The sequence below is a fragment of the Clostridium sp. BNL1100 genome, from assembly GCF_000244875.1.
In the GTDB taxonomy this organism is placed as follows: domain Bacteria; phylum Bacillota; class Clostridia; order Acetivibrionales; family DSM-1351; genus Ruminiclostridium.
On the sequence record NC_016791.1, the window covers coordinates 4,480,440 to 4,500,203 of the forward strand.

A 19,764-nucleotide genomic window follows, 5' to 3' on the forward strand; every position below is an offset into this window, starting at 1 on the left:
TATATGGATAAGGTTGTCAAAAGACACGCATACTATTAGTGTTTTTATCACAAAAAAGGGAGATGGTGTATATGGCGATATCAAATTCTGATGAATTATTACAGAAACTCACTGATATAAGAGCTGCACAAAAAGTATTTGCTACCTTTAGTCAGGCACAGACTGATGAAATATTCAGGCAAGCTGCTATGGCTGCAAACAATGCTAGGATCATCCTTGCCAAAATGGCTGTTAAGGAGACTCGAATGGGCATCGTGGAAGACAAGGTGATTAAAAATCACTTTGCCTCAGAATACATCTACAATAAATATAAGGATGAAAAAACTTGTGGTGTGATTGAAAGGGATGAATCCTTCGGAGTTGCACGAGTTGCAGAACCTGTTGGCGTAATTGCCGCTATCATTCCGACAACGAATCCAACTTCAACAGCAATATTCAAGGCTTTGCTCGCTCTAAAGACTAGGAATGGTATTATTTTTGCCCCCCACCCCAGGGCGAAGAAGTGCACCGTAGCCGCAGCAAAGATTATACTGGATGCCGCCGTTAAGGCAGGTGCCCCGGAAGGAATCATAGGATGGATTGATGAACCTTCCGTTGAACTTTCTCAGCTTCTTATGAGGGAATCAGACTTGATTCTTGCAACAGGTGGACCTGGTATGGTAAAGGCGGCGTATTCATCCGGCCGACCTGCCATTGGTGTAGGCCCGGGGAATACTCCCGTCATCATTGATGAGACAGCCGATTTAATGATGGCAGTAAGCTCGATCCTATTGTCAAAAACCTTCGACAACGGAGTAATCTGCGCTTCTGAACAAGCAGTAATCATTATGGATCAGGTTTATGACGCAGTAAAGAAAGAATTCATTGCACGAGGCGCTCATGTCCTTGCTGATGAAGAAACTGACAAGGTAAGAAATATCATTCTTTCAAACGGTGCGTTGAACGCAGGTATTGTTGGACAAAGTGCCTGCAAGATAGCTGAAATGGCCGGGATAAAAGTAGCAAAAGATGCTAAAGTTCTTATTGGCGAAGTGGAATCCGTTGAAAAAGATGAACCTTTTTCTCATGAAAAGCTTTCTCCCATTCTCGCAATGTATAGAGTAAGCACCTTTGAAGATGCACTAAAAAAAGCAGTCAGGCTTATCGAGCTTGGGGGATTCGGACACACATCTGTGCTTTATACCGATGAAATTAAATCCAGAGCACGAATAGACCAATTCGGGTCTACCATGAAAACAGGACGAACCATTATCAATATGCCTGCCTCCCATGGTGCCATCGGTGACATTTTCAACTTCAAGCTACCACCATCCCTTACCCTTGGTTGCGGTACCTGGGGAGGTAACTCTGTATCAGATAATGTAGGAGTACGCAACCTGCTAAATATGAAAACAGTTGCCGAAAGGAGAGAGAATATGCTCTGGTTTAGAGTCCCGAGGAAAATTTACTACAAATTCGGCAGCCTGGGCGTTGCACTTAGAGAATTATCCAGTATGGATAAAAAAAAGGCCTTCATAGTAACCGATAAGGTTCTGTTCCAATTAGGCTACACCAATAAGGTCACAAGTTTGCTTGATGAGCTTGAAATAAGCTACAAGATATTTTCTGATGTGGAACCGGATCCAACCCTTTCAGCAGCAAAAAAGGGTGCCGATGAAATGGAAAGCTTCAAACCCGATGTTATTATTGCAGTTGGCGGCGGTTCACCAATGGATGCTGCTAAAATCATGTGGGTGCTTTATGAACATCCTGAAGTCAAGTTTGAAGATCTGGCCCTGAGATTTATGGATATAAGAAAGAGAGTGTACACCTTCCCTGAAATGGGTAGAAAAGCTCTGATGATTTCCGTTCCAACCTCAGCAGGTACAGGCTCTGAAGTTACTCCTTTTGCTGTTATTACAGATGACCAGACAGGCATCAAATATCCATTGGCTGACTACGAATTAACTCCCAATATTGCCATCATTGATGCAGAACTTATGGTCAATATGCCCAAAGGCCTTACTGCTGCTTCCGGTATCGATGCATTAACCCACGCCATTGAAGCTTATGTATCCATCCTTGCAACCGAGTTTACAAATGGATTAGCTTTGGAAGCTATTAAGCTGATTTTCACTTACCTCCCTCTAGCCTATAATGAGGGTGCCAATAATATTGAGGCCAGAGAAAAAATGGCTCATGCCTCAACGATAGCAGGCATGGCTTTTGCAAACGCATTCCTGGGAATATGTCATTCAATGGCTCATAAACTTGGAGCAATGCATCATGTGCCTCACGGTGTTGCAAACGGTATACTAATTGGAGAAGTAATCCGATTTAATGCAGTTGATAATCCAAGAAAACAAGCAGCATTTGCACAATACAAATATCCAAATGCAAAAGAGAGATATGCAGAAATCGCTGATTCACTGAAACTGGGTGGTAACAGCGTAGAAGAAAAAATTAATCTTCTACTGCAGGCCATCGAGGACTTGAAGAACAAGGTCAATATACCCAAGACTATAAGTGAAGCCGGTGTCCCAAGAGAAAAATTCTATGAAACCCTGGATGAAATGTGCGAATCTGCATTTGATGACCAATGTACAGGCGCCAATCCCAGATATCCTCTGATTTGTGAAATAAAGCAGATGTATATCAATGCATTCGAAGGTACTCCCGGTAAATTGAGTGATGAGTGTGATGAAATAGTCTGCGGAGATCAGACTCAAGGATTATAAAATATAAATGTATGCAGAATTGTTTCTACCGGCCAGCGCCTTAAGACGCTGGCTTTTACTCTGCATATTCTTTACGCTTTGTGCCTTCTCAGGTTCAAGTCCTTATTTTTTTACGCAAAAAATCCCCGCAGTTCCCTGTCGAGGATTTTATTGGTCGGAGTGAGAGGACTTGAACCTCCAGCATCTTGGTCCCAAACCAAGCGCGCTGCCAATTGCGCTACACCCCGTTATTTACACACTCGTTGTTTTCTCGAGTGCAAAAGTATTTTACTATAGCCCCAAAATATAATCAATTCGTACATTGAGCATATTTCAGCATTTACCCTTCTGATTCTCTATTATGCTCAATTTTACACCGTTTTATTACCTGTTTTGTCAGAATAATTTTATATTTTCATGCACATGAGTGTTTTCAGCATTTTCACAGTTCACAAGAACAATATATCCAATATGTAACATAATTGAAATGTAATATCTCTTGATACGTCATGGTAGTTTTTTTATAATGTAGTAAAACTAAGGAAAAAGGATGTGGTGTCTATACAGCGTATTTTAGGGCAAGTCAGACGGGCAGTTCAGGACTATAACATGATTGAAGATGGAGACAGAATTGCAGTTGGCGTAAGCGGCGGAAAAGATAGCATGACCCTTCTTACTGCACTAAGACAGCTTCAGAATTTCTATCCCAAAAAGTTTGAACTTGAGGCAATCAGTCTTACAATGGGTATAGGAAATGCCGATTTCACTCCGGTCGTCGAATATTGCAAACAAATAGGTGTTAATTATACTATTGAAGAAACTCTCATTGGCAAGATAATTTTTGAAGTAAGAAATGAAAAGAACCCTTGTTCTATGTGTGCAAATCTTAGAAGAGGAGCTCTCCATAATAAAGCAAAAATGCTTGGCTGCAATAAGGTTGCTCTGGGCCATCATAGGGACGATGCTGTTGAAACTCTGTTGCTCAGTACCTTCTATGAAGGAAGAATACATACTTTTTCTCCTGTGACTTATCTTGACAGGAAGGATTTATTCCTTATTCGTCCTCTTATTTATACTGAAGAAAAGCAAATAAAATCAGTTGTAAAGTCAGAGAGTTTTCCAATTGTAAAAAGTCCATGTCATGTAGATGGTAAAACGAAACGTCAGTATATTAAGGATTTAATTCTAGAACTCCAAAAGGATAACAGAGAAATTAAAAGTAACCTTTTTGGAGCAATAAAACGTGCGGAAATCGACGGATGGCACGAATAACACAATACCCCGTAAAGTTGTTGCAATAGAACCTGGGTATAGCCATTTAATTTCACAGCGGGGTAAATCAACATAATATTGGGGGTACATAACAGAAAAATGAATAAATACATACGTAGAAGTCTTGCACTTTTAGTTATCTTAACTTTACTGCTGACATCTTTCAGCAATGTATTCGGAGCACAACAGCTTATAAGTCAAACTGTTGAAAAGCAGACAGTTACTTCGGGTGTGACTTTGGAAAGCTATGACCGCTTTACTACAAGCGGGTGGATTAAGTCATATGTTCTCAGAGTAGATTTGTCTGATAAAAACGTAAAGGTAGACACGCTGGTAAATAAAAAATCAGTGGTGGGTTCTTCAACTGTTTTGAATCTGGCAAAAAACAGCGGAGCTATTGCTGCAGTAAATGGCAGCTTTTTTGATTTCGGACCCAGTGGAAGCGGGAAAAGTTATACCTACGGTCCTGTTGTTTCTTCTGGAGAAGTTGATTTGGCAGCTACCAGAGACAGTAAGGACACCGGAACCTTTTCCCTTAACGATGTGAACGAAGCACTATTCACATACTGGAATACCAAAGTTGAACTTATCACTCCAAAGGGTGAAAGGAAAGTTGCCGCATCATATAACAGATACAACGGTAATTTTAACGGAATGTCTATAATAGATGCAAAATGGGGTGCTAAAACTCCCGGTGCCACAACTAAATATCCTGAATGGATTGAGATGGTAGTTGAGGACGGTATAGTAAAAGAGTTTAATGAAAACAAACCCGGTATTGATATGCCAAAAAGTGGTTTTGTCGTGTTAGGTGCAGGAAGTCATATTCAATATTTAAAAGACAATTTCAAGGTTGGTGATCCGGTTGAATACAGTATCACCATGAACGTTGATACAAGTAAAATGACAATGGCCCTTACAGGCGGAGCAATGCTTGTAAAGGATGATAAAGTTTTAACCTCTTTCTCTCACAATCCGGTGTCACCGAGTACAAGGGCGCCAAGAACCGCAATAGGAACATCAAAAGATGGGAAAACCCTGATTATTGCAGCTGTTGACGGAAAATCCAGTGCCAGTATAGGAATGACACAAGCAGAGCTTGCATCGTATATGCACGAACTTGGCTGTGCTAATGCATTGAATCTGGACGGAGGCGGCTCGACTACACTGGTATCCAGAGAACAGGGCACAACAGGCTTAAGCGTTCAAAATAGGCCTTCAGACGGTTCACAAAGAGGAGTAGGCGCATCTCTGGGAATTTTCTCGGTAGCACCCCAAGGGCCTGTGGATTCTCTTTACGTAACCTCATATGAGGATCAAGTATTTGTTAACACCTCCAGAGCTTTTACAGCAAGGGGCATGGATAAGTACATGAATCCTGTTAACATTAATACAAATGATATAAAATGGTCTGTATCGGGCGTGAAGGGTACTTTTAAAAGCAATGTACTATATCCTACCACAGCAGGAGAAGCCGTGGTTACAGCAAAAATAGGTGACCATGTAGTAGGAACATGTCCTATTACTGTATTAGAGTCACCAACCAGACTTGAACTCAATCATGACACACTTAACATTAATCCCGGAAGTTCGGTTACATTTTCCGTTAAAGGATGGGATAAAAACGGGTATACCGCAAGTATTCCCCCTGCAAACATTAAATGGAGCACAGGCGGAAATGTAGGTAAAGTTTCCTCATCAAACGTATTTACTGCAAGTAAAAGCGGAGGAACAGGCTATGTAGCTGCTACTGTAGGTTCAGCAGTTGTTTCATGTCCAGTATCTATTCGTATGTCGGGTTTAACTAAAATTATTCAAGACTTTAATTCAACAGGAATAAAACTGACAACCTCGCCAAAATCGGCTAAGGCATCTTATAGTTTAGCATCTAACGTATATAAGTCAGCAAAATACTCCGCAAAAATCACATATGATTTTTCCACTGACTTAAGTGTAAACAAAACAGCATATCTGAATCTGCCAAATGGAGGCTATACATTGGAATCCACCACCTCAAAACTTGGTATGTGGGTTTACAGTTCAGCCAAAAAACCAATTTGGATAGGGGCTACTGTCCACGATTCTAAAGGAAACTACAGTAGTGAGTATTTTGCAAAAGGAATCACCTGGACAGGATGGAAGTACCTTGAAGTATCTCTGGATGATTTGAACACACCTAAAAAAGTAACAAATGTATTTGCTGTCCAGCCTAAAAATGGAAAGTCTTCAGGAACAGTTTATTTTGATAACTTGACAATGGTTTACACAGGCTATCCTGATGTTGATATGTCAAAGGTTCCAAAAACAACGGTACCAAAAGATGATAATTATAAGGATAGTTCTGTATTAGGCGCCGATTCAATGACCTTTTCAGTATTTGGTCAGTCAACAGCATATACTTCATCCAACAAGACACAGGTTGATATGCTTAACAAATTGGCAGGACGAGTAAGCAGTTCTGTAGATGTCTCTGTACTGGTTGGCTCAAATGACGGGCTTACAAGAAGCAGTATAAAGGTTCCACAGTTGAGTACCACAGCAAGCTATAAGTCATTGGATATTAACGGTAACCGACTTATTCAACTGAATACTGCCAAAGGCGGCTTACGTGTAACAAACACAAATGAGTGGTTATGGTTTATTAATCAACTCGATTCCTTTAACGGCAAAAACGTATTTGTATTTCTCAAGGAAGATCCTTTGAAATTTAATGATACAAAAGAAGGACAGCTTCTAAAAGACACACTTACAGATTTTAAAAAGAAAACAGGAAAGAATGTATGGGTATTCTATAAAGGAAATTCCAATTCAAGTTATATGGACAAAGGTGTTAAATATGTAGTCACCGCAGGCTTTGATTCCTATGGCTTCAGTGACAGCAACAAGGGCGCTGCAAAGTATGCCGTTGTAAAAGTTAAGGGAACATCGGTAACATACCAGTTCAAATCATTTAATTAAGACATAAAAATAAAACCGGAAGCAACAAAAGCTAAACGCTTTAATGTTTCCGGTTTTTATTTTCTCTTTTTTTGATAATACATTGTTATTCAGGAAGCTGATCCATTTTGTGTTTCAAGAAAGCTGTAAAATCATCCTTTAATTCATCTCTTTTTAGAGCAAATTCTACCGTAGCCTTTAAAAATCCTATTCTGTCGCCTACATCATACCTGTCGCCTTCAAAATCAAAAGCATACATTGCTTCCTGCTCCATCAAATTCTGCAATGCGTCTGTGAGCCAAATTTCACCATTCTTACCCGGTGTAGCAGTTTGAAGGAACTCAAAAATTCTGGGAGAAATAATATACCTACCCAGTATAGCTATATTTGATGGTGCCTGCTCAACCTCCGGTTTCTCAACCAATCCTTTTACCTTATATACTCTTTCATCTATCTGTGTTCCACCGATAACACCATATTTTGTTACATCCTGAAGGGGTACTTTTTGAACTCCCAGGATAGTAGTCTGGTATTCGTTATATACATCCATCAACTGCTTAATACATGGTACCGGAGAATCCACTATATCGTCACCCAGCATGACAGCAAAAGGCTCATTGCCGATAAACGATTTAGCACAATAAATAGCATGTCCGAGGCCTTTTGCTTCCTTCTGTCTTATGTAGTGTATATTTGCAATATTTGAAATCTCCTGTACAACACTCAACAGCTCCTGTTTTCCTTTTCTATGGAGCTCCTCTTCCAATTCGTAAGATTTATCAAAATGGTCTTCAATTGCTCTTTTATTTCTTCCGGAGATAATAAGTATATCCTCTATCCCCGCAGCAACTGCTTCTTCAACAATGTATTGTATAGTAGGTTTGTCGACTATAGGTATCATTTCCTTAGGTTGTGCCTTGGTTGCAGGTAAAAATCTGGTTCCAAGACCGGCAGCAGGTATTATCGCCTTTCGTACTTTCATAGATTTCCTCCATATGTACTTTATTCAAATATATTTTACCACATATTTTAATTTTATCGCAACAAATGTTTCCATTTATACCCTTTTAATCCAATGCATTGATTATCCTTGTATTTTATGTTATAGTTTTAACATAGCTATGATTAAAAACTTCATAATATCTTCAGGGCAGGGTGTGATTCCCTACCGGCGGTAATGTACTATTTTGTATTAGCCCGCGAGCGTTTTGCAGACATGGTGTGATTCCATGGCCGACAGTACAGTCTGGATGAAAGAAGAACATTAAACAACACTAATTTGTTATTTGGTTAAGCTCTGTGGATTATTATTCGCAGGGCTTTTTAATTTACTTTTATTTACATTACCATAAGGGGGCAAATCTCAATGAATAGCAGTAGAATCAGAAAAATGACAACAATGGGTGTATTGGTAGCAATTTCGGTAATTCTTATAATATCTCCTCTGAAATTTCCATTTCCCGGTGCACCGTTCCTTGTGTACGATGCGGCAGACGTAGCCATTATTATAGGAGGATTTATCTTTGGGCCTGTTGAAGGCGTTATCCTTACTATTGTAACAGCTCTTGTTCAAACACTGGCAGTTAATACCGGCGGCGGATGGATAGGCTGCGTTATGCATATTGTTGCTACGTCAGCTCTGGTAAGTACCGCTTCTATAGTTTATTTAAAGAAAAAAACTCTTAAAAGTGCTGTTATCGGTTTAATTCTAGGAAGTCTTGCAATGACTGCACTGATGATACCCATGAACATGATCTTTTATCCTTTGTTTGCAGGAACTCCGGTTGATGCTGTAATTAAAATGATTGTTCCGGCTCTGCTTCCTTTTAATTTAATGAAAGCAGGTATTAACTCAGTTATCGCCTTATTATTGTACAAATCTGCCGGCAGACTGTTATCCCAGATAGCCCTGAAATAAGGCTATCCGGAGACTATCACACCAAAAATCAGGAAATGATTGCAATTATTTGTTATAGCTATTATGATATATGTTATCAAAAATATAAAATATTAGGAATTACATATTTACATTAAAATAATTAGCACGTATTATAATATTAACATCATATTGTGACAGTGTCACATGGGCATCATATGCCAATTAATTTTAATTTGCTAATGCAATAATTGCGGGGTGATATTGGTATGGAATTTTGTAATAAATGCGGCTCTTTGAAGATTAGCGGGAATTGCACAAACAAAAAATGTGACCAACATGTTAAATCTATGGTAGAATTGGCTACAACTCAGCAAATTGAGTATATCAAAGAGTTGGCAGAGCAGTTAAATGAAGATATCAGTGATATGAACTTTGAAACCATGACAAAAAATGATGCTTCATATCTTATTGATGACTATCTGGAACGTTTGGATGACAATGACAAGAAACTTATAGCTGAAGATGATATTCTTGATGATGAAGAAACTGACGAAGAAGAATTATAACGTTATATTATATTGTAAAAAGCGAGAGAAAATTCCTCGCTTTTTATTTTTTCAACAAAATACTCTAAAAGCTGTTGATAACTTCTGAATTACTTGTTAATTATAACATGTGGATATGTGATACTGTTTACAAAAAACTGTGAATAATTATAAAACCTCATGGGGACCAAGGATTTCCCACGTTTTTTACATACTTTTTAATATTGCATTATATATGTGGATAATGTGCATAAATCTGTGCATAATTTAAATTTGATAGTTCACATAAGTGTGGAAAAGTGGGTTAATTTGAATATTTTAAACTAAATCCGTATTGAAAAAGAGCATCATATTCTTCATTGTTATCCAACTTTTCAATTGTAATGGGAAGTTGTTCAGCTGATTTAGGCCAACTCACAGGTAGTCGTCCTTTGAAATTGCAGTTATCTCCGTAAATAACCGGTGCAACCGCCCCTCCTTCTGTGCCGGGTAACCATGCCTCAACCAGGGCATCCCATTTATTAATCTCACTTGTGATTATCCTCGGTCTCCCCGATACAATAATGACAACTACGGGTTTCTTTGATTCATATGCAATTTTCAGTGTATGGGCATTTTCACTAAAAGCCAGCCCTTCGCTTAATCCCAGCGTTTTTTCATCGCCTCTTCCTTCAGCATAAGGGTGTTCTCCTAAAACTGCGACAACCACATCCGCATCCTTTATTTTTGCAGGATCGGTGATTATAACACCTCTTCCTTCATCTGCCATTTCCTTAAATCCATCCAGAATAGTTGTACCGCCCATCCATCTCTTATCTCCGACATCCAATCCACCTTGCCATGTCTTTGTCCAACCGCCGCATTGTACACCTATATTATTTGAGGCTGGTCCAACAACTGCAACTTTTGCTGATTTTTTGAGAGGAAGTATGTTCTTTTTATTTTTCAGAAGAACCAATGATTCCTTCACAGCCTGTTCCGCAATTTGAATATTGGAATTCTGCCTGATATCATAATCTTTATTTGTCCTATCACCTTTTTCGTCAAATTTGTCTGACTCCATTTTTACTCTTAGTATCCTGAAAACTGCTTCATCTATCCTATCCATATTTATATCCTGCCGCTTCTCACTTGCTGCCTCCAGTAAACATTTATAGGACTCCTTCCACCGTTTCCCTTCCATTAATACGTCTATTCCGGCATTCACAGCATTTGCTATTTTTACATAAAGGCTGTTGCCATCCAGATATTCAACACCCTCATAGTCACTGATTACTACTCCCTGAAAGCCAATATCCTGCTTAAGTTTGTATTCTATAAGGTCTCTTTCAGAGTGATTTTTCCTACCCTTTACACTGCTGTATGAGACCATAATTGATTTAACGCCGGCTTTAACTGCATCTTTATATACAGATATATATTTATCTTTAAGTTCCTCTGTGCTGATATTGGTATTTCCACGATCAAGCAGTCCATTCATGCCTGAGCCAAATTCAACTGCTCCGTCTGCCACGTAATGCTTTGCACATGCAATTATGCCCTTTTCCTGAAGAGCTGTTATAAAAGGAGTTGACATCATAGTCACAAGATCTGAGGTCTCACTGAAACACTCATAATCCCTCCCCCATCTTATATCGTTGCTTACTGCAACACACGGGGAAAATGTCCAATCAACGCCTATTGAATTTAATTCATCTGCCACGGCTGCTCCAATTTCCCTTGCAAGTTTCCCGTTACGAGTAGCTCCCAAGGCAATATTGTGAGGATATATAACGGTATCCTTCATGTTGTTGTTACCATGAACGGCATCTACGGCAAATAAGAGAGGTATCGATAACCTTGACTCTTTAGCCGCATTTTTATATGTACATATCATTTTTCTCCAACCATCCGGGTTATTTTCTTCCGGAGCTGAACCCCCTTGGGCAAAAACAGACCCTATTGAGTAGGTTTTAACATCCTGAGCGGTAATAAAGTCCTTTTCCGCCATAATCATCTGACCTACTTTTTCCTCCAGTGTCATCTTTTTTATATATGCAATTATATTTTCCTTGATTGATTTTTCTTTGTCGTATATTGCCATTACTCCTGAATTATTTCCGCTGTCTGTGGAAATATGAGTGTTGTTTGGAGCCTTATGTGTATTAGGTGTAGTATTACTGCAGCAGCATAGTGATAATATTAATAAAGAGGTCAGAAGTATTCTTTCCAGTCTTTTAAAGTTCAATTAATCACCCCAGTGTTTGGTATATATTACTATAATATTAAAATAATTGTAATATATCAACATTAATCTACTTATATCTTAATATAGTTAGTAGTATTTAATAAATTAATATAATCCGGAGGTTTTCAATGAGAAGATTACTACCCTTTATTACCTTAATACTTATTATATGCCTTACTTTGGCATCTTCAGCTTCTACTGAAGCCCTTCCTGCCGAGAATAACCATATAAGCATGTGGAAAGTTACAAATCAAAATGATACCTCGGAAAGAAATATTACATACCTTGTGGGATCATTATCAATTACAGACAAAAGCATATTCCCTTTAAATGCACAACTCGAAAAGGTATACAGTGAATGTTCAAAAATAATTGTAGAAACTGATATGACAAAAACTACACAGGACCAAACCGTAACAGCCCTATTAAAATATGGGCTGCTATCAAAAACAACCATAGATAAGGTGTTAACAAAGGAACAGTATACCAAAGCAGACAACCTTATAAAAAAGTATACTCAAAATAAGAAATCACTTGCTGCTTACAAGAATTTTATGCCCTGGGTAATAGAAAACCTAATTTCTAGTCTTGCAATTAGCAACTCACAAAATTTTTTACAAAACCCTGTTTCCTCATATTTTGTAGCAAAGGCAAAGAAAGACGGAAAGTCAATAGTTGAAATTGAATCTCCTGATTTACAGCTAAGCAGGCTTAGCTCAATGTCATACTCTCTTCAAGGTTCACTACTTGAGAATACAATTAACGTTGTAGAAAAGGAGTCTGAAACTGTAAAAAATGCAACGGCGTTATGGAAAGAAGGTAACATCGAGGGCCTTAGCGAGCTATATTCATTTGACAAGGCCTTTCGAACAACAGTAACCCAAAAAACCTATGAATGCATTATTAAAAATTTAAAATCCGGTGGTAAATATTTTGCCGTAGCTGACATTTCGATGCTGGCAGGAAAGAATGGTGTTATCAATATGCTTAAGGAAAAAGGCTATAAAGTAGAACAGCTGTAGTACTTTAATAGGGCTTCCAGATAAATTACTCCCATCTGCGTCCTATATCGTTGACAATACCTAAGCAATCACATATTTTCATAGCCTGGTGATTCAGTATATCATCAAGGAATTACCATTGCATCGGTAATATATGAGCCGCTGGATATTCTCGCCGCCAGACTATCTTTATCATATGTGAAATTTGCAAACCCAACACCTGCTCAATACCGTAGTCCGTTTCGAGCCCTATATTCTCAACGGCATATTTGCTCATACTTGGGGTACACTCTTGAGTACCTCAAGTAGTCTGATTCCATGTATGGCTCCTGAAGCACCGGAAATGTCTACAACTATATTTATTTAAAGCACCTTCCTTTATCCGTTAATAATTATTTTTCTAATGTTTTGAATTGTTGACATTTATTTTAAGATTTATGATATTATTATCTCTGAATTTGGTTTTCGGAGGTGCTTTAAATGAATTTTGGTCATTTTAATCCAGTTAACAAGGAGTATGTTATTACCCGCCCGGATACTCCTGCCCCCTGGTGTAATTATCTTGGGTCTGTAGACTACGGTGCAATTATATCCAACAATGCAACGGGCTATAGTTTTGTAAAATCCGGTGCAGCCGGGAGAATAATTCGTTTCAGATTAAATTCCATGTCCAACGATCAACCCGGTAGATTTATTTATATACGAGACAATGCAGACGGGGATTACTGGTCAGGCTCGTGGCAGCCGGTTTGTAAATCAATTGACAGCTATAAGAGTGAGTGCAGACATGGAACTGCCTATACTATTATTTCATCCTCCTACAAGGATATAGAAAGCCGTACCCTTTATTATGTTCCTCTTGATAAAAACTATGAAGTATGGAATTTCAGAATAAAGAATAATGGCGTAAACAAACGGAGCTTATCTATATATGGCATGGCGGAATTCACAAACCATGACCACTATGAAAATGACACTGTGAATCTTCAATATTCACAATTTATAAGTAAAACATATTTTAAAGATAATCACATACTCCAGGTAATTAACGAAAATGGAAGCGAGGCATCAGCAGATGTTGAAGGAACTTCCAATAAAAAGGGCGACCCTATATACAGGTTTTTCGGTCTGGCAGGTCAGTCTGTTTCTGCTTTTGACGGCGAAAGAGATATTTTTATAGGTAACTATAGAAATTATGGCAATCCTGTTGCCGTAGAATCAGGAAAGTGTTCAAATACCGTTGCCTATAACGGAAATTCCTTTGGGGCTGTCCAGACAGATATAGAATTAAATCCCGGTGAGGAAGCTGAAATGACTTTCCTCCTTGGGGCAGGAAATGAAGACTTTGCAAGAAATATTATTTCAAAATATGATGCCGTTGAAAAGACTAACATATGCTCTTGTGAAGATTCTTTCGGTTTCAGCAAGGTTGTGTCCCTTGAACTTTCACAACTGAAAACCTTCTGGCATTCAAGGCTAGGCAATCTTCAGGTGGAAACCCCGGATGATAATTTTAATAATATGGCAAACGTATGGAATGCATACCAGTGCTTTATAACATTTTTCTGGTCCAGAGCAGCCTCTTTCCAATACTGCGGTCTGAGAAACGGGTTAGGATACCGTGACACGGTACAGGATATACAGGGTATAATCCACTTGGACCATAATGCTGCACGAGAAAGACTTTGGCTTATGCTTTCGGGACAGGTTTCCAACGGCGGCGGCCTGCCTCTTGTGAAATTCGACCATAAGCCCGGAAAGGAAACTACTCCTGATGAATCACAATATGCAAAAGAAACGAGACAATCCTTCTACAGGGCAGATGATGCACTTTGGCTCTTCCCAACTGTTATTACATATATTAAGGAAAGCGGTGACTGGGGCTTTATAGATCAAACAATCCCTTACGCTGACAAGGGCGAAGCATCTGTTTACACCCACCTTAAACAAGCAATACAGTTTAACTTGGACAGACAGGGCAGCCATGGCCTACCGGCAGGGTTATTTGCTGACTGGAACGATTGCCTTAGACTTGGCTCAAAAGGAGAATCTCTCTTCGTGGCATTCCAGCTGTACTATGCCCTTAAAATTTTTGAAGAATTTGCAGTTAAAAAGGATGCTTCAGATGATATTGCATGGGCAAAAGACTGTCTTGAAGAATTAAGTGGAAATATCCAAAAATCCGCATGGGAAGGGGATCAATATGTCCGTGGCTTCACTGAGGACGGATATATTATTGGATCGAAAAACAATTCCGAGGCAAGTCTGTGGCTTAATCCTCAGGTCTGGTCCGTTATAAGCGGTGCCGCTGAAGGAGAAATGGCCAATACCGTTCTTGATAAGGTATATGACAATTTGAATACTAAATATGGTGCAATGTTGTTTTACCCGGCTTTCAGGGAATATGGTCTTCCTGTTGCAAGAATGTCACTTTTTAATGCCGGAACCAAGGAAAATGCGGGAATATTCTCACAGCCCCAAGGCTGGTTGATACTAGCTGAAACAATAATAGGAAATGGTAACAGGGCCTATGAATATTTTACCGAAATAAATCCCGCTGCCATGAACGACAATGCCGAAAAAAGAAAACTGGAGCCATATATCCATGGGCAGGCTACAGAAGGAATTGATACCCAAAACCACGGACGTTCACATGTTCACTGGCTGACAGGTACAGCTTCAACCGTTATGGTTTCAATGGTATACGGAATTCTGGGGCTACAGCCTGAGTACGACGGTATAAAAATAAGTCCATGTATCCCTTCAAGCTGGAAGAACTTTAAAATGACCAAGGTATTCAGAAATAATGTTCTCAATATAACTGTCGATAACAGTCAGGGAGTGGAAAAAGGAGTACAATACGTTACCGTTAACGGAAAACATATTGATGGCTGTTATATCAGCATAAATGAACTTAAAGATACTAATGAAATAGTAGTAGTAATGGGTTAATAAAATAGAATGGGGCTGTTGCAAACCTGTACGTTAGTATAAATTGTATCAATGGAGGCTTGGTTAAAGATATTTGCAGATATTTGTCGGCGAACATGGATATTTTACCGTAATATCTACACGATGTAGGTATTAGCGACACAATGAATCATGGATGATGAATGTGAGCGACGGTAAAATATCCTATGATGAGCCGTTATAAACTCTTGCAAATATCTTAGAAGCAATCATTGATATAATTTTATACGGGAGTACAGGTGTTAAAACAGCCCCTTCTTATTAAATAAACCTTTTTCTTAATCCAAGTGTTATAAAATATATAACCGCTGCAATAATAACTATTGTTGCTCCCGTTGCAGTATCCAGATAGTATGACATGATAAGGCCACCAATACCTGAAACAAAGGAAATCAGTAGTGCAATGATATTGTACTGCCGGGCGTTTGATGATACGTTTCTTGCAGCAGCAGCAGGAAGAACCAGAAGTGAATTAATTATCAAAAGTCCGATCCACTGTATGCTGACTGTTACCACCACCGCTATAGCAGATGTGAAAGCCAGTTCAACCGCCATGGTATTTATTCCACGGCTTTTTGCCAGTGATTGATTCAAGCTTACCAAAAGTATTTTATTGTAAAACATTAACCAAAGTACGATTATTATAATGGCTATAATGAGCAATAGCCCTACCTCTCCGGCACTTATGCTTAAAAGATCTCCTACCAGAACAGAAGAGTATTTACTGCTGCCTTTTGAATACATTAGTACAACGCCCAAGGCTATTGCAGCAGAAGAAAATACCCCGATAACTGTATCTGTAGATGTCTTTGTTTTATTCTTAACAATTGTAATCAGTACAGAAAAAGCAATAGAAAACACTATCGCAGACCACATAGGCTGAAAAATACCTATTGCCGTACCTATTGCAATACCGGTAAACGCACCATGCCCCAAAGCATCAGAGAAAAATGCCATACGGTTGTTTACAATTATTGTTCCCAGAATACCGAATACCGGAGCAATCAGCAAAATAGCCAGGAAGGCATTTTTCATAAATTCATAATCGAGCCAACTGAACGGGAACAAAATATCAAGTATTTTATATATCTGCACCATTATTTCCCGCCTCCGTTCTCGTCCGTTTCATTTCCCAAAAAACCGGTCAAACCGAAGGTTTCATGCATCCGTTTATCAGTGTAAACTTCTTCCGGATTTCCATTGAGTATTACCGTCCTATTTAACAAAACCACTCTGTCTGCATGTTTCCTTACCAAATCAAGATCATGGGATACAAGTATTATAGTCAGATCATACTCTTTCCTTATTTTAGACACAATCTCATAGAAAACTTCAAGACCCTTCCTGTCAACCCCTGACACCGGCTCGTCCAGAAGTAAAAGCTGTGGCATTGGCTCAAGTGCCAGCGCCAGTAATACTCTTTGCAGCTCTCCACCGGACAAAGCTCCCAATCGTTTATCTATAAGTTTATCTGCCTGAACTCTGTCCAGACAATCTATAATCCTTTTGTCCAGTTTTTTTGAAACACCCTGCCATGCAGGTTTTCTGCTCATACATGATACAAACAGGTTTCTTACGCTAAGAGGTGCGGAAGTATCGAATTCCAATTGCTGAGGTACGTAGCCAACAACAGGCCTCCCGCCAGCCTCCCCACTAGCTCCTGCAAACACAATATTACCCTCATGCTTAATTTCTCCGAGTATGGATTTAAGTAAAGTACTCTTTCCTGCCCCGTTAGGGCCTATTATGGCAGTCAACTCCCCACAATGTAAGTGAAGGTTTACATCCTGCAATATTTGCGTTCTCCCTATCGTTACAGAAAAATTCTCTATTTTAGTACAGCAATACCCGCAGCAGCCCAAGCTATTCTCACAATTTCCTCTGTGCTTTCCAATAAACTCTTCCATTATATTTCCTCATATTCCAATTATATTGCAGTTAATTTTAGTATTAACTATTATACACCTTTCCCTTCGAAAAGATAATATTTTTAAGAATATATGGTATGAATCACTATTCATATGCAAACACTTAGTTATATCTGTTGAGAAATTCAGGATTAATTTTTGAAGTTTTTTATTATATAACTATAATTTTTTGTAATAGATACTTATTTTTATATATTTTTGTGTTAATATGTTTAATGTAATAATTATATTGGGGAGGACTAATAATGAGCAAGATAGACACAGCTTCTATTAACACTATAAGGGTGTTGGCTGCAGAAGCAGTTCAAAAAGCATCTTCAGGACATCCGGGTTTGCCACTGGGTGCAGCACCTATAGCCTATACTGTTTGGGCAAAACATATGAAACATAATCCCAAAAACCCACAATGGCCAAATAGAGACAGATTCGTACTCTCAGCAGGTCATGGTTCAGCAATGCTGTATTCAATGCTGCATGTGTTCGGTTATGATGTTTCAATGGAAGATTTGAAGAACTTCAGACAATTTAACAGTAAAACTCCGGGACATCCTGAATACGGACATACACCGGGCGTTGAAATTACAACTGGACCTCTTGGTCAAGGTGTTGCCAATGCGGTTGGTATGGCAATGGCTGAAGAATTTATGGCTGCCAAATTCAACAAGGACGGCTACAAAATAGTTGATAACTATACTTTTGCATTATCAGGAGACGGCTGTCTCATGGAAGGTGTTGCAAGCGAAGCAGCTTCACTTGCAGGTACCTTGAAACTGGGCAAGCTTATATTACTTTATGACAGCAACAATATTACTATAGAAGGAAATACAGACATAGCTTTCACAGAAGATGTTGCAAAACGTTTCGACGCATATGGTTGGCAAGTACTTAAAGTTGAAGACGGAAACAGTGTTGAGGACATCAGTGCAGCAGTTGCCAAGGCAAAAGCTGACACAAGTGCACCTACAATTATTATCATAAATACTCAAATCGGTTATGGATCACCAAAAGCAGGAAGTTCTTCTGTTCATGGTGAACCTCTTGGAGAAGAAGGACTTGCAAAGACTAAGGAATTCTTGGGAATGTGCAAGGATGATTGCTTCAACGTAAATGAAGAAGTTTCAGCTTACATGAAAGAACTCGTTGATTCCGGTATTAAAGCTGAAAATGAGTGGAATGATATGTTCAATAAATATGCTGCTGAATACCCAGGTCTCGCAAAGGAATGGGAAATGTGGCATAATAACAGCTACGAAGAAATGCTTCTAAACGATGAAAACTTCTGGAAAGCTGAGCCTAAAGCAAATGCAACCAGAGCTATTTCAGGAAATCTTATAAATTATCTGGCACAAAGAATTCCTAATCTTGTTGGAGGTTCTGCTGACCTTGCACCTTCAAACAAGACTGCTATGAAGGGTGTAGGAGATTTCTCAGCTAAAGATTACAGCGGCAGAAACCTTCACTTCGGTGTAAGAGAACACGGAATGGCAGCTATAGCAAATGCAATGGCTGTATATGGCGGATTAAAACTGTACTGTGCGACCTTCTTTGTGTTCACTGACTATTTAAAGGGTGCTATGAGACTCTCAGCACTTATGAAGACACCTGTAACATACGTAATGACTCATGACAGTATCGGTGTTGGAGAAGACGGACCTACTCACCAACCAATCGAACAGTTGGCATCAATAAGAAGTATACCAAACTTCATTGATTTCAGACCTGCTGATGCAAATGAAACAGCTGCAGGTTGGTTTACAGCAGTAACAAACCCATCTTCACCTACTTGTCTGGTATTAACAAGACAAAACCTCCCTGTTCTTGACATCGACGGAAAAGTAGCTTTAAAGGGTGCTTATACTCTATTGGATTCAAAGAATGCAACTCCTGAAATCATTTTGATAGCTTGTGGCTCAGAAGTTCACATTACTCTTGAAGCCGGCAAACAACTGCAAGCAGAAGGTATTGATGCAAGAGTTGTAAGTATGCCTTCAATGGAACTCTTTGATAGACAGTCAGCTGAATACAAGGAAAGCGTACTTCCATCATCTGTCGCTAACAGAGTGGCAGTTGAAGCAGCTTCCTCATTCGGATGGCATAAGTATGTTGGATTAAAGGGCGAAGTAATTTCCATAGATACCTTTGGTGCTTCCGGCCCTGCAGATGAGCTGTTCAAGCACTTTGGCTTCACAACTGAAAATGTTGTTGCAAAGGCGAAGGCTGTTTTGGCTAAATAATTAATTCTAAACAAAATATATAAAAAAAGAACCCGTGAAAATAACGTATTATTTTCACGGGTTCTTTTTTATATG

12 protein-coding genes, 1 tRNA gene and 1 riboswitch are annotated in these 19,764 nt (G+C 39.0%); of the genes, 8 read left to right on the forward strand and 5 right to left on the reverse strand.

The window, feature by feature from the left end; genetic code table 11:
* Window positions 1–71 precede the first annotated feature (71 nt).
* Window positions 72–2,717, forward strand: a complete 2,646-nt coding sequence (gene adhE, locus CLO1100_RS19355) for a bifunctional acetaldehyde-CoA/alcohol dehydrogenase (RefSeq protein WP_014315462.1) — start codon at window positions 72–74, stop codon at window positions 2,715–2,717.
* 151 nt (window positions 2,718–2,868) lie between these two features.
* On the opposite strand, the gene CLO1100_RS19360 is transcribed toward adhE, so the two are convergent.
* Window positions 2,869–2,944: transfer RNA gene (locus tag CLO1100_RS19360), tRNA-Pro, on the reverse strand.
* Between the two features lie 304 nt (window positions 2,945–3,248).
* Here CLO1100_RS19360 and CLO1100_RS19365 point away from each other — a divergent pair.
* A complete protein-coding gene (locus CLO1100_RS19365; protein ID WP_014315463.1) occupies window positions 3,249–3,968 on the forward strand; it encodes a tRNA 2-thiocytidine(32) synthetase TtcA in 720 nt (239 codons plus the stop codon).
* Window positions 3,969–4,067: 99 nt separating this feature from the next.
* Complete coding sequence (locus CLO1100_RS19370; protein ID WP_014315464.1) at window positions 4,068–6,926, forward strand: phosphodiester glycosidase family protein; 2,859 nt, start codon at window positions 4,068–4,070, stop codon at window positions 6,924–6,926.
* Between the two features lie 85 nt (window positions 6,927–7,011).
* Here CLO1100_RS19370 and galU read toward each other — a convergent pair whose 3' ends face one another.
* Window positions 7,012–7,887, reverse strand: a complete 876-nt coding sequence (galU, locus tag CLO1100_RS19375; RefSeq protein ID WP_014315465.1) for a UTP--glucose-1-phosphate uridylyltransferase GalU — start codon at window positions 7,885–7,887, stop codon at window positions 7,012–7,014.
* Window positions 7,888–8,042: 155 nt separating this feature from the next.
* Window positions 8,043–8,171: riboswitch (FMN riboswitch) on the forward strand.
* A 100-nt stretch (window positions 8,172–8,271) separates the two neighbouring features.
* Here galU and CLO1100_RS19380 point away from each other — a divergent pair.
* Entirely contained in the window at window positions 8,272–8,823 is a 552-nt protein-coding gene (locus CLO1100_RS19380) for an ECF transporter S component (RefSeq protein ID WP_014315466.1), read from the forward strand.
* 227 nt (window positions 8,824–9,050) lie between these two features.
* Entirely contained in the window at window positions 9,051–9,350 is a 300-nt protein-coding gene (locus CLO1100_RS19385) for a hypothetical protein (RefSeq protein WP_014315467.1), read from the forward strand.
* Window positions 9,351–9,633: 283 nt separating this feature from the next.
* Here the strand turns inward: CLO1100_RS19385 and CLO1100_RS19390 are convergent, their stop codons facing one another.
* Window positions 9,634–11,556, reverse strand: a complete 1,923-nt coding sequence (locus tag CLO1100_RS19390; RefSeq protein WP_014315468.1) for a glycoside hydrolase family 3 protein — start codon at window positions 11,554–11,556, stop codon at window positions 9,634–9,636.
* Window positions 11,557–11,684: 128 nt separating this feature from the next.
* Between CLO1100_RS19390 and CLO1100_RS19395 the strand changes: the two genes are divergently transcribed.
* Both CLO1100_RS19395 and CLO1100_RS19400 read left to right on the forward strand, forming a co-directional pair.
* Window positions 11,685–12,578 carry a TraB/GumN family protein gene (locus CLO1100_RS19395; RefSeq protein WP_014315469.1) on the forward strand — a complete coding sequence of 298 codons (894 nt, stop codon included), beginning with the start codon at window positions 11,685–11,687 and terminating at the stop codon, window positions 12,576–12,578.
* A gap of 459 nt (window positions 12,579–13,037) precedes the next feature.
* On the forward strand, window positions 13,038–15,509 hold the full coding sequence (locus CLO1100_RS19400; protein ID WP_014315470.1) for a N,N'-diacetylchitobiose phosphorylase: 2,472 nt from the start codon (window positions 13,038–13,040) through the stop codon (window positions 15,507–15,509).
* Window positions 15,510–15,788: 279 nt separating this feature from the next.
* Here the strand turns inward: CLO1100_RS19400 and CLO1100_RS19405 are convergent, their stop codons facing one another.
* Together CLO1100_RS19405 and CLO1100_RS19410 are read right to left on the reverse strand one after the other, a co-directional pair.
* Entirely contained in the window at window positions 15,789–16,625 is an 837-nt protein-coding gene (locus CLO1100_RS19405) for a metal ABC transporter permease (protein WP_014315471.1), read from the reverse strand.
* Window positions 16,625–17,434 (reverse strand): metal ABC transporter ATP-binding protein, encoded by an 810-nt coding sequence (locus CLO1100_RS19410; protein WP_014315472.1) that lies wholly within the window; start codon window positions 17,432–17,434, stop codon window positions 16,625–16,627. The genes CLO1100_RS19405 and CLO1100_RS19410 overlap by 1 nt, the downstream gene beginning before the upstream one ends.
* Window positions 17,435–17,700: 266 nt before the next feature.
* Here CLO1100_RS19410 and tkt point away from each other — a divergent pair, with 266 nt between their 5' ends.
* Window positions 17,701–19,689, forward strand: coding sequence for a transketolase (gene tkt, locus CLO1100_RS19415; RefSeq protein WP_014315473.1), 1,989 nt, complete (start codon window positions 17,701–17,703; stop codon window positions 19,687–19,689).
* Window positions 19,690–19,764: the final 75 nt, after the last annotated feature.